The sequence below is a fragment of the Streptomyces sp. NPDC041784 genome (assembly GCF_055591025.1).
In genome coordinates this window covers 295,146-307,608 of sequence record NZ_JBVJAB010000001.1, presented here as the reverse complement: position 1 = coordinate 307,608, position 12,463 = coordinate 295,146, and the positions used below count along the sequence as shown (strand labels likewise).

The following is a 12,463-nucleotide window of genomic DNA, read 5'->3' as shown; positions in this document are numbered from 1 at the left end:
CGCCCGCACCCGCGGTGCAGCGCATCCGACTGCGTTACACCAAGCGCGGCCGCCTCCGGTTCACCAGCCACCGTGACTTCCAGCGTGCCTTCGAGCGCGCGTTGCGCCGTGCCGAGGTGCCGATGGCCTACTCGGCGGGGTTCACGCCGCACCCGAAGGTGTCGTACGCCAATGCCGCACCCACCGGCACGGGCAGTGAGGCGGAGTACCTGGAGATCGCGCTCACCGCGGCGCGAGACCCGGAGAAGCTGAGAGCCCTGCTCGACGAGTCGCTGCCGACCGGGCTCGACATCGTGGACGCGGTCGAGGCCCGTACCTCGGGCCTGGCCGACCGCCTCACGGCCTCCGTGTGGGAGCTGCGGCTCGACGGAGTGGAGGCGGCCGACGCCGAAAGGGCCGTCCAGGCCTTCAACGCCGCCGAGTCCGTCGAGGTCCAGCGCATGACCAAGAACGGCGTGCGCACCTTCGACGCCCGCCCGGCGGTCGTACAACTCGAAACGGACACTGAACCGGCTGATAGGCCGACCGACCAGGCCTGTGCGATACTGCGCCTGGTTGTTCGGCACGTGACGCCTGCCGTACGACCCGACGACGTCCTGTCCGGTCTCCGCGCCGTGGCCGACCTGGCGCCGCCGGTCCCCGCAGCGGTGACCAGGCTGGCGCAGGGGCTGTTCGATGAAGAGACCGGCGCGGTGACCGACCCGCTCGCGCCCGACCGCGAGGCAGCCGCGGCCCTTACGGCCGATCCGACTGCCGCCGCGAAGGCGCCGGCGTAAGGAAGGCTCCGCACAGGGACGGACGTCGTAGCGCCGCCCTCGTACTCGGGAGCCACCTGGGTCGGGCAGCGCACCGACCAGAAGACTTTCGCCAGGCCGTACGCAACACGGCGTACGGAACCGGCGAGACAAGACACAGAGAGCTCCCGTGCGGCGGCCGCGCCCCGGACGGCGGCACCGCGCAACGCGCGAGCCGCGGACGTCAGCGGTGACCGATCCCCAGTGATCGGCGCCGGAACCAGCGCGGCGCCCGGGAGCCTGACGGGAGACACACCCGCATGCTCGAGCCGACCGAACCCACCCAGGGTTCCGAAGAACAGAACAACAGCCCCAGCGACACCCTGCCGCCGCGTCGTCGGCGCCGTGCCGCTTCCCGGCCCGCCGGTCCGCCGGCCGCCGGGGCCGAGGCCTCCGCCGAGATCACCGCGCCGGCCATACCGGCCGCGGAGTCCGTCGAGGCGTTGGCGGAGGAAGAGGTCGAGGACCTCGAGGACATCAAGGTCGATGAGACCCTCGCGGACGCCGAAGCCGAGGAGGCCGTCGTCGCCGAGGAGCCCGTCGTCGCCGAGCCCGCGCCGCGTACGCGCCGTCGGGCCACGCGCCGGGCGTCCGCCCCGGCCGGGGCTCCGGCCTCCGCCGAGACCGTCGAGGCCGCTGAGACGGTGGTCGTGGCCGACGAGGAGGCCGTGGCGGCCGATGCCGCCGAGGCGGCGCCCGCGCCGCGTACGCGCCGTCGGGCCACCCGTCGGGCGGCCGCGCCCGCCGGTGCGCCCGCCGCCGCCGAAGAGGTCGTGGAGGCAGTGGCGCCGGTGAGCGCCGACGACGCCGAGAAGACCGCCGCCGTCGCCGCCGAGGTCTCTGCCGAGGTCGCCGCCGACGAGCCCGTGTCCGCGCCGCGTGCCCGTCGTCGGGCCACGCGTCGGGTGACCGCGCCCGCCGGTGTGCCCGCCGAGGCCGAGGCCGAGGTGCCCGTGCCCGCCGTCGCCGCCGAGGCGCCCGCTGTCCAGGCCCCCGCCCCCGAGGCCGCCGCCGACGAGGACACCGGCTCCCGGCGCCCGCGCCGGCGTGTGGTGCGGCGTGCCGCCGGTGGGTTCTCCGAGCCCGCGCCCGCGAAGGGTGGCGACGAGGGTGACTCCCCGCGTCGCCCGGCGCGGCCCGCGGTCGCCGTGTTCCAGGCGCCCGTGTTCGCCGAGCCGCAGTTCCAGACGCCGCAGCGCGCCGCCGCCGAGGCGGCCGCCGCCGTGGCCGAGGAGGTCGAGGAGCCCGCCGAGGTCGAGGAGACCGAGGAGCCCGTGGTGGAGGAGCCGGCCGGCTCGCGCCGCCGCCGTCGCCGTCGGGGCGCCCCCTCCGGCGAGGAGACCGAGGCCGCCCGGCCCGCCGCCGCGCCCGTCGCAGAGGAGGAGCCGGAGCCGGAGGAAGAGCCCGACGAGGGCGCCGAGGACGGTGTCGAGGGTGACGACGACGCCGAGGAGACCGGCTCCCGTCGTCGCCGCCGCCGCGGTGGCCGCCGTCGCCGTCGCGGCGAGGCCGCCGAGGGCGAGGGCGACTCCGGGGACGACGCCGACGAACTCGCCGCCGAGCAGGCCGAGCAGGACGCCGAGGACACCGCCGAGCAGGAGGAGGAGGACGCCGAGGACGACTCCGCGGGCTCCACCGCCGGCTCCCGTCGCCGCCGTCGCCGTCGTCGCCGTGCCGGTGACAGCTCCACCGACGCCGAGCCCGGTGACGGCGACCCGGAGCGCACGGTCGTCAAGGTCCGTGAGCCGCGCAAGCCGTCCGAGCCGTCCGACGAGGTGCAGTCCATCAAGGGCTCGACCCGTCTGGAGGCCAAGAAGCAGCGCCGCCGCGAAGGCCGTGAGCAGGGCCGCCGCCGCGTCCCGATCATCACCGAGGCCGAGTTCCTGGCCCGCCGTGAGGCCGTCGAGCGCGTGATGGTCGTCCGCCAGAGCGGCGAGCGCACGCAGATCGGCGTCCTGGAGGACGGCGTGCTCGTCGAGCACTACGTCAACAAGGAGCAGGCCACCTCGTACGTCGGCAACGTCTACCTGGGCAAGGTCCAGAACGTGCTGCCGTCGATGGAGGCCGCCTTCATCGACATCGGCAAGGGACGCAACGCCGTCCTGTACGCCGGTGAGGTCAACTTCGAGGCGCTGGGCATGGCCAACGGGCCGCGCCGGATCGAGGCGGCCCTGAAGTCCGGTCAGTCCGTGCTCGTCCAGGTGACGAAGGACCCGATCGGTCACAAGGGTGCCCGACTGACCAGCCAGGTCTCCCTCCCCGGCCGCTACCTCGTGTACGTGCCCGAGGGCTCGATGACCGGGATCAGCCGCAAGCTGCCCGACACCGAGCGCGCCCGGCTGAAGACGATCCTCAAGAAGATCGTCCCCGAGGACGCGGGTGTCATCGTGCGCACCGCCGCTGAGGGCGCGAGCGAGGACGAACTGCGCCGTGACGTCGAGCGGCTCCAGGCGCAGTGGGAGGACATTCAGAAGAAGGCCAAGAGCGGCAACGCGCCGACGCTGCTGTACGGCGAGCCGGACATGACCGTCCGGGTCGTCCGCGACATCTTCAACGAGGACTTCTCGAAGGTCGTCGTCAGCGGCGACGACGCCTGGTCGACCATCCACGGGTACGTCTCGCACGTCGCGCCCGACCTGGCCGAGCGGCTGTCGAAGTGGACCTCCGAGGTCGACGTCTTCGCCACCTACCGGATCGACGAGCAGCTCTCCAAGGCGCTGGACCGCAAGGTCTGGCTGCCCAGCGGCGGTTCGCTGGTGATCGACCGCACCGAGGCGATGGTCGTCGTCGACGTCAACACCGGCAAGTTCACCGGCCAGGGCGGCAACCTCGAGGAGACGGTCACCAGGAACAACCTGGAGGCGGCCGAGGAGATCGTGCGTCAGCTGCGGCTGCGCGACCTCGGCGGCATTATCGTCATCGACTTCATCGACATGGTCCTGGAGTCCAACCGCGACCTGGTGCTGCGCCGTCTGCTGGAGTGCCTGGGCCGTGACCGTACGAAGCACCAGGTCGCCGAGGTGACCTCGCTGGGCCTGGTGCAGATGACCCGCAAGCGGGTCGGCCAGGGTCTGCTGGAGTCGTTCTCCGAGACCTGTGTGCACTGCAACGGGCGCGGTGTCATCGTCCACATGGAGCAGCCGACCTCCGTCGGTGGCGGCGGCAAGCGCAAGAAGCGCGGCCGTGGCGGTGACGCGCAGGCCCCCGACCACGAGCACGAGCACGAGACGGTGGCCGCCGAACTGGTCGAGTCCGTGGTGAGCGTCGAGGAGGAGGCCGAGACCGAGGCCGAGGTCGCCGCCGAGGCGGCCGAGCCGATCGCGCTCTCCGCCCCCGAGTTCGCCCTCGACGAGGAGCTGTACAGCAGCGTCGCCGAGGCGGAGGCCGCGGCCTCGCGCGGGCGGGGCCGCCGTCGGGCGAGCCGCCGGGCGTCCGCTCCGGCGGGTGCGCCGAGGGCGGGTGCGTCGAGGCGGGCGGGCGGTTTCACCGCCGAGGCGGAGGCCGAGCGTCCGGTGCAGCCGGCCGACGCGGTCGCCGCTTACGCGGAGCCGGTCGCCGTGGAGGACCCGGTTGTCGAGGCGCCGGAGGCTGCTGAGGCTCCGGTCGCCGAGGCTCCGGCCGTCGAGGCTCCGGTCGTCGACGAGGCCGCGCCCAAGGGGCGTACGCGTCGGCGTGCCACCCGGAAGGTGTCCGCACCGGCCGGTTCGCCCGCCGGGGCGGAGGCCGCCGTCGCCGTGGTGACGGTCGCCGAGCCCGCGGAGGCTCCGGTTGCTTCGGTCGCTCCGGTGGAGCAGGCCGAGCCGGCGGTCGCCGAGTCGGTCGCCGAGCCCGTCGTCGAGAGCGCGGCCCCGGCCCGCCCGCGGCGTCGCGCCGTGCGCAAGGCCACCGCGCCGACCGCGTCCGAGGAGACGGCCGTCGTGGTCGTCCCGTCGGCCGCGGCGGAGGCTACGACTGCGGAGGTCACGACTGCGGCGGCTCCGGCCGAGGCGGCCGCGGACGATGTGACCGCCGAGGCCCCGGAGGCCGCTCCGGCCAAGAAGACCGCCGCCCGCAAGACGGCCAAGAAGGCCACGGCGAAGAAGGCCGCCACGAAGAAGACGGCCGCGACCGCCGCGAAGAAGACGGCCGCGAAGAAGACCGTCGCCAAGAAGACGACGGCCAAGAAGGCCGCCAAGGCGACCACGGCGAAGAAGACCGCGGCGGCGCAGCAGAGCGCGCCGTCGGTGTCGGCCTCCACGGAGGACTGACCCGGTCGCACATCCCGCTGACGGCGCGGGCACCCGGACACCACCGGGCGCCCGCGCCGTCGCGCGTGGGGTGTTGCGCGTGGGGCGTCGCGTTCGAGCGGCCGTCGGATCCGAGCGGCCGTCGGATCCGAGCGGCCGTCGGATCCGAGCCGCCGTCGGATTCGAGCCACCGTGTTTGAGACACCCCTTTCGAGCTGCTGTGTTCGAGCTGCCGTACGCCCCCCACGTACTCGCGTCGCAGTGTGTTCACCGGGGAGTTACTCTGTGTCTTGTTTGTGATGGAGCGCACCTGAGCCCTGGGTTTCTCTGTGGTAACACTCGGGAAAATTGCCGTCCCCGTGCTGGTAACGTGCAGTCTGGTCCCGGTGGCCAAAGACATGCACACCGTGACCACAGCCGATGAGCACATCCGGTCTTCCGGCCTGGACACGGCTGACTTCCCGCCAGGAACCCACGGGGGGCGGGCTCCTGTGTACAACCCGTCCACCGGCCCACAGGCGTCGGTGGACACAGGGATGCGGTCGTGCTGAGCATCGGCAGGGCCCCTTCCCGACCCTGCATGACGTGGTGCGCCTTCGAGGTCGCCGTAGAGGAGGGGATGTCGATGACCGACGCCCATGAGTTCATACCGGCAGCCAGACCAGTGATCGCCGAGGAGGAGATCGAGGCCGCGGTGCGCGTGCTGCGCAGTGGCATGGTCGTCCAGGGTCCCGAGGTGGCCGCCTTCGAGGAGGAGTTCTCGGAGTTGGTCGACGGGCGTCACTGTGTCGCGGTCAACTCCGGCACCTCCGCCCTGCACCTGGCCCTGATGGCGCTGAACATCGGCCCGGGCGACGAGGTCATCGTGCCGTCGTTCTCCTTCGCGGCCTCCGCGAACGTCGTACGGCTGGTCGGCGCGGACGTGGTCTTCGCCGACATCGAGGCCGACACCTTCTGTCTGGACCCCGCCGCGGTCGAGGCGGCCATCACGCCGCGCACCGCCGCGATCATGCCGGTCCACCTGTACGGCCACCCCGCCGCCATGGACCGCATCATGGCGATCGCTCAGAAGCACGGCCTCGCCGTCGTCGAGGACGCCTGCCAGGCCCACGCGGCCGCGCTGAACGGCACCCCGGTCGGCGCCTTCGGTGCCGCGGGCACGTTCAGCTTCTACCCGACGAAGAACATGCACAGCCTCGAGGGCGGCATGATCTCCACCGGTGACGCCGAGGTCGCCCGCACCCTGCGCCTGCTGCGCAACCAGGGCATGGAGCAGCGCTACGCCAACGAGATCGTCGGCGCCAACGTGCGGATGACGGACGTCTCCGCCGCGATCGGCCGCGTCCAGCGCCGCAAGCTCGACGGCTGGACCGAGCAGCGCATCGCCAACGCCGCGTACCTCACCGAGCACATCACCGCGCCGAACGTGGTCACGCCGAAGGTCGCCGAGGGCGCCCGGCACATCTACCACCAGTACACCGTGCGCATCCAGGGCGACCGCGACGCCGCCATGGCCCGCCTCACCGAGGCCGGGGTCGGCAACGCCGTGTACTACCCGACTCCCATCCACCGGCTGAAGCCGTACTGGGAGCCGGACCAGAAGGCGGGCCGCACCTGGGACCTGCCCGAGACCGAGCGCGCCGCCGCCGAGGTCGTGTCGCTGCCGGTCCACCCGGCGCTGTCCGGATCCGACCTCGAGCGCATCGTCGCCGCCGTGAACGCGCTGGGGGAGCAGCTGTGAGCACCGGGAAGACGCTGCGGGCGGGACTCGTCGGCCTTGGTTCGATGGGGCGTCACCACGCCCGCGTGCTGTCGGGTCTGGAGGGCGTCGACCTGGTCGGCGTCGTCGACCCGATGGGCGACAAGTTCGGCGCCGCCCAGGGCGCGCCGATCCTGGACACCGTCGAGGAGCTGATCGCCCTCGGCGTCGACTACGCCGTCGTCGCCTGCCCCACCGGCCTCCACGAGGAGGTCGGCATGGCGCTCGCCGAGGCCGGCGTGTGCGCGCTCATCGAGAAGCCCCTCGCCGAGTCCGTCGACGGCGCCCGCCGGCTCGTCGAGGCGTTCGAGTCGCGCGGTCTGGTGGCCGGCGTCGGTCACATCGAGCGGTGCAACCCGGCGCTGCGCTCGCTGCGCGCCCGGCTGGAGGCCGGCGAGCTGGGCGACGTCTACCAGGTCGTCACCCGCCGCCAGGGCCCGTTCCCGCACCGCATCGCGGACGTCGGCGTGGTCAAGGACCTCGCCACCCACGACATCGACCTCACCGGCTGGGTGACCGGCCGCGAGTACGTGTCCATCGCCGCGCACACCGTCTCCAAGAGCGGCCGGGTCCACGAGGACATGGTCTCCGCGGTCGGCCGGCTCGACGACGGCACCATGGTGAACCACCTGGTGAACTGGCTGAGCCCGCTCAAGGAGCGCTTCACGTCGGTCACCGGTGAGCGCGGCTGCTTCATCGCCGACACCCTCACCGCCGACCTGACGTTCCACTCCAACGCCGCGGTGACCACCGAGTGGGAGGCGCTCCAGGCGTTCCGCGGGGTCTCCGAGGGCGACATGATCCGGTACGCCATTCCGAAGCGCGAGCCGCTGCTGGTCGAGCACGAACTGTTCCGGGACGCGGTGCTCGGCAAGGACGCCGACATCTGCACCCTGCGCCAGGGGATGCGTACCGTTCAGGTGGCGGCCGCGGTGCTGGAATCGGCGACGCAGAACCGTAGCGTTTCCCTTCAGGTGGAGGACCTGGCAACTCATGGCAGCTGAGAACACGTCGGCGCGCAAGGCGGTGCGGGGTCGCATCGTCATGCTGGTCGACAACGGGGTGAACGGCGACTCGCGCGTGCAGAAGGAAGCACGTTCGGCCGCCGCCGCCGGGTGGGACGTCGTCCTGCTCGGCAAGGGCAGGGGGAAGCAGGAGACGACCTGGGAGATCGGCGAGGCGCAGGTGCGTCTGCTGCCGGTGCCCGGGCCGCTGCACCGCCGCCGCCACGAGTACCGCCGGGCCGTGCTGCGTTCGCCGCTGGCCTACCGGCCCGGGCCGCTGGCGGCGTACCGCAGGCAGAAGGTCAAGGCGTGGCGCGCCGATCTCAACATCCGGCTGATCCTCGCCCAGCAGGAGGGCTCCTTCCTGGGCAAGCTGCGGCTGCTGCTGCCGCGGCTGACGTCCCGGTTCGCGCAGAACTGGGTGAACCTGCGGGCGCGCAAGACCTCCAAGCTGGAGAAGCGCCGCAAGGACATGGACGGCCCGCTGGACCGGTTCACCACCGCGTTCTGGCACAAGACGATGGGCACCCGCAGCTGGCGCAGGCTCGACCCGCACCTGTGGGACATGGAGCTGGCGTACGGCAAGGTCATCGACGAGCTGGACCCGGACCTCATCCACGCCAACGACTTCCGGATGCTGGGCGTCGGCGCCCGCGCCACCCTGCGCGCCCGGGCCCGCGGCCGTAACGTCAAGCTGGTCTGGGACGCCCACGAGTTCCTGCCCGGCATCAAGCCGTGGAACTCGCACCCGCGCTGGCACATCGCGCAGTGCGCGCACGAGCTGGAGTACTCGCGCCACGCCGACGCCGTGACCACGGTGTCCGACACCCTCGCCGGGATGCTCCAGGAGCGGCACTCGCTCAAGGAGCGCCCCGCCGTCGTGCTCAACGCGCCCGACGCCGAGGTCTCCCCGGAGCAGGCCGCCGAGCCGGTCCCGGACCTGCGCGAGATGTGCGGCATCGGCCACGACGTGCCGCTCACCGTGTACAGCGGTGCCGCCGCCCCGCAGCGCGGCCTCGACATCATGGTCGAGTCGCTGCCGCAGCTGCCGGACGTGCACACCGCGTTCGTCGTGCTCAACACCGAGTCCGAGTACATGCGGACGCTGCGCGAGCGCGCCGAGGAGCTGGGCGTCTCCGAGCGGCTGCACATCCTGCCGTACGTCCCGCACTACCAGGTGGTGCGCTTCCTGGCGGCCGCGGACCTCGGGGTCATCCCGATCCACCACTGGCCGAACCACGAGATCGCGCTCATCACCAAGTTCTTCGAGTACTCCCACGCCCGGCTGCCGCTGATCGTGAGCGATGTGAAGACGATGGGCGAGATGGTCCAGAGCACCGGCCAGGGCGAGGTGTTCCGGGCCGAGGACATCGAGGACTACGTGCGTGCCGTGAAGTCGGTACTCGGCGACGCGGACCGCTACCGCGGCGTGTACGACAAGGACGGCCTGCTCGAGGAGTGGACCTGGGAGGCCCAGGCCGAGCTGCTCGACAAGGTGTACACCCGGCTGGTTCCCGGCAGCGCGGTCCGCCCGGCGGCCGAGCGCAGACCGGTGGAGGCGGGCGCATGAGCGGCACACCGGACGTCAGTGTCGTCGTCGCGGTGTACAACACGATGCCCTACCTGACGGAGTGTCTGAACTCCCTGATCGGGCAGAGCATCGGCAGAGAGCGCCTGGAGGTCGTCGCGGTCGACGACGGCTCCACGGACGACAGCGGCCGCGAACTGGACCGGTTCGCGGCGCTGTACCCGGACACCGTCAAGGTGATCCACCAGCCGAACTCCGGCGGCCCGGCCGCGCCCAGCAACCGTGCGCTGGACGTGGCCACCGGCCGTTACGTGTACTTCATCGGCTCCGACGACTTCCTCGGCGAGGAGGCGCTGGAGCGCATGGTGAGGTGCGCCGACGAGAACGACTCGGACGTCGTCGTCGGCAAGATGGTCGGCACCAACGGCCGGTACGTGCACCAGGCGCTCTACAAGGAGAACGCCGTGCACGTCGGGCTGACCGACTCGGCGCTGCCGTTCACCCTCGCCAACACCAAGCTGTTCCGGCGGGACATGGTCGAGAAGCACAAGCTGCGCTTCCCCGAGCACCTGCCGGTGGGCAGCGACCAGCCGTTCACCATCGAGGCGTGCGTGCGCGCCCGGAAGATCTCGGTGGTGGGCGACTACACCTGCTACTACGCGGTCAAGCGGGGCGACGCCAGCAACATCACCTACCGCGCCGACCATCTGGCGCGGCTGCGGGCGGCGGCCGAGATCATGGACTTCACGGCCGGCCTCATCGAGGCGGGCCCGGAGCGCGACGCCGTGCTGCGCCGCCACTTCACCTGGGAGCTGGCCAAGCTCGTCCAGGACGACTTCCCGTCCCTGGACCGGGAGTTGCGGCGGCAGCTCTGCGCGGGCATCGCGCGGCTCGCCGACACGTACTTCACCGACGGCATCCGGGACGCCATGGACGTCAAGCGCCGGGTGCGGATCGCCCTCGCGCAGGCGGGCGCGGTCGACGAGCTGACCGAGGCGATCTCGTCGGAGAAGGAGCACGGGGCGCCCCCGTTCGTCCTCGACGGCGAGCGTGCCTTCGCCCGCTACCCCGGCTTCCGCGACGCGCTCGTCGGTGTCCCCGACCGGGTCTACGAGCTGGTCGGGGAGAAGGTCCCGGGCCGGCTCGCCAACGGCACCGAACTGGTGGCCTCCGGCTGGGACCAGCAGGGCGAGTCCCTCGCGTACACCGCGTCCGTGCGGCTGCCCGTCCTCGGTGACGTCGACGGCGCCGTCCTGCGGCTGGTCAAGGGCGCGATGCCCAAGTCGGCGGACAAGCCGGGCGCGCGCCGGCTGAAGGACGACCACGAACTGTCCGCCGTGGCGGGCACGATGAGGCTGGAGACGGCCGCCGACGGCGCCGCCACCGTGCTGCACGCCCGGGTCCCGCTGGAGCCGGCCACCGGCAAGCGGGGCGTGCGCGTGTACGTCGACGTGGCGGGTGACACGTACGAGATACCCGTGCGCGGCAAGGGCCTGCCCATGCCGCTGGCCCGTCGGTGGGGCCGGGACGGCGACCCGTACCGGGCGTCGGCCGTGGTCAACCCGAAGGGGCGCGTGGTGATCGACACCGCCCAGCTGAACCCCCCGAAGAGGACTGTCGTCCGGCGAGTGCTGGGGGGCCTTGTCCGGAAACTGAAGCCCCGTTCCAAAAGGAAGAAGTAGCGACCCTCCATGAACATCTGTGTAGTAGCGCTCGGCAAGATCGGGCTCCCGCTGGCGGTGCAGTTCGCCTCCAAGGGCCACCGGGTCATCGGCGCGGACGTCAACGAGAAGGTCGTCGAGCTGGTCAACGCCGGTGTCGAGCCGTTCCCCGGTGAGCACGACCTGGACGTCAAGCTGAAGCAGGCCGTCGACGCCGGTCTGCTGAGCGCGACCACGGACACCGCGTCCGCGGTCGCCGAGTCCGAGGCCGTCGTCGTGGTCGTCCCGCTGTTCGTCGACGCCGAGGGCACGCCGGACTTCGGCTGGATGGACTCCGCGACGAAGGCGATCGCCCAGGGCCTCAAGCCCGGCACGCTGGTCTCGTACGAGACGACCCTGCCGGTCGGCACCACCCGCACCCGCTGGGCGCCGATGCTGGCCGAGGGCTCGGGCCTGACCGCGGGCGAGGACTTCCACCTCGTCTTCTCCCCGGAGCGCGTCCTCACCGGCCGGGTCTTCGCCGACCTGCGCCGCTACCCCAAGCTGGTCGGCGGCATCGACGAGGCGTCGACGGCCCGTGGCGTGGAGTTCTACGAGCAGGTCCTCGACTTCGACGAGCGTGCCGACCTGCCGCAGGCCAACGGCGTCTGGGACCTGGTCACCGCCGAGGCCTCCGAGCTGGCGAAGCTGGCCGAGACGACCTACCGGGACGTCAACATCGGTCTGGCGAACCAGTTCGCGCGCTTCGCCGACCAGAACGGCATCGACGTCAAGAAGGTCATCGAGGCCTGCAACTCGCAGCCGTACAGCCACATCCACCAGCCGGGCATCGCCGTCGGCGGCCACTGCATCCCGATCTACCCGCGGATGTACCTGTGGAACGACCCGTCGGCGACCGTCGTGCGCTCCGCCCGCGAGGCGAACGCCGCGATGCCGGAGTACGCCGTCGACCTGCTGGCCGCCGCCTACGGCGACCTGACGGGCGTCAACGTCCTCGTCCTGGGCGCCGCCTACCGCGGTGGCGTGAAGGAGACGGCCTTCTCGGGCGTCTTCCCGACCGTCGAGGCGCTCAAGGCGCGCGGCGCGGTCCCGTTCGTCTCCGACCCGATGTACACGGCGGAGGAGCTGGCCGCGCACGGCCTCACCCCGCACGCCGGTGAGAAGGTCACCGCGGCGATCCTCCAGGCCGACCACGCCGAGTACCGCACCCTGACCCCGGCGGACCTGCCGGACGTCACGGTCCTCGTCGACGGCCGCCGCACCACCGACCCGGAGGCCTGGAAGGGCGTCCGCCGCGTGGTCATCGGGGGCTGACACCCCGGCATCGGGGGCTGACACCCCCGCTTGTCACAGCCGCACGAAGCGGCCCCGGCCGGGTGGCGGGGGCCGCTTCGTCGTGCGTGGCGGGCGTGGGGGGGGGGGGGGGGGGGGGGGGGACAAGAAAAGAAACCGGAGCAAGGATAGGTCTCAAGAGGTGGATATTGCGAGGAG

The 12,463-nt window shown here is 72.1% G+C and carries 7 protein-coding genes; all 7 read left to right on the top strand.

The window, feature by feature from the left end; all coding sequences use genetic code 11:
* Nucleotides 1–14 precede the first annotated feature (14 nt).
* The 7 genes from ACZ6D7_RS01365 (at nucleotide 15) to ACZ6D7_RS01335 (ending at nucleotide 12,286) form a co-directional block, all read left to right on the top strand.
* Nucleotides 15–776, top strand: coding sequence for a TIGR03936 family radical SAM-associated protein (locus ACZ6D7_RS01365; protein WP_469482115.1), 762 nt, complete (start codon nucleotides 15–17; stop codon nucleotides 774–776).
* A 278-nt stretch (nucleotides 777–1,054) separates the two neighbouring features.
* Complete coding sequence (locus ACZ6D7_RS01360; protein ID WP_469482112.1) at nucleotides 1,055–5,041, top strand: Rne/Rng family ribonuclease; 3,987 nt, start codon at nucleotides 1,055–1,057, stop codon at nucleotides 5,039–5,041.
* Nucleotides 5,042–5,645: 604 nt separating this feature from the next.
* Complete coding sequence (locus ACZ6D7_RS01355) at nucleotides 5,646–6,761, top strand: DegT/DnrJ/EryC1/StrS family aminotransferase (protein ID WP_469482110.1); 1,116 nt, start codon at nucleotides 5,646–5,648, stop codon at nucleotides 6,759–6,761.
* The gene (locus ACZ6D7_RS01350) at nucleotides 6,758–7,783 is read left to right on the top strand and encodes a Gfo/Idh/MocA family protein (RefSeq protein WP_469482108.1); all 1,026 of its coding nucleotides are present in this window, start codon (nucleotides 6,758–6,760) and stop codon (nucleotides 7,781–7,783) included. The genes ACZ6D7_RS01355 and ACZ6D7_RS01350 overlap by 4 nt, the downstream gene beginning before the upstream one ends.
* The gene (locus ACZ6D7_RS01345; RefSeq protein WP_469482106.1) at nucleotides 7,773–9,353 is read left to right on the top strand and encodes a glycosyltransferase family 4 protein; all 1,581 of its coding nucleotides are present in this window, start codon (nucleotides 7,773–7,775) and stop codon (nucleotides 9,351–9,353) included. The genes ACZ6D7_RS01350 and ACZ6D7_RS01345 overlap by 11 nt, the downstream gene beginning before the upstream one ends.
* Nucleotides 9,350–10,993 carry a glycosyltransferase family 2 protein gene (locus ACZ6D7_RS01340; RefSeq protein ID WP_469482104.1) on the top strand — a complete coding sequence of 548 codons (1,644 nt, stop codon included), beginning with the start codon at nucleotides 9,350–9,352 and terminating at the stop codon, nucleotides 10,991–10,993. Before ACZ6D7_RS01345 ends, ACZ6D7_RS01340 begins: the two co-directional genes overlap by 4 nt.
* Nucleotides 10,994–11,002: 9 nt before the next feature.
* On the top strand, nucleotides 11,003–12,286 hold the full coding sequence (locus ACZ6D7_RS01335) for a nucleotide sugar dehydrogenase (protein ID WP_469482102.1): 1,284 nt from the start codon (nucleotides 11,003–11,005) through the stop codon (nucleotides 12,284–12,286).
* The last annotated feature ends 177 nt before the right edge of the window (nucleotides 12,287–12,463 follow it).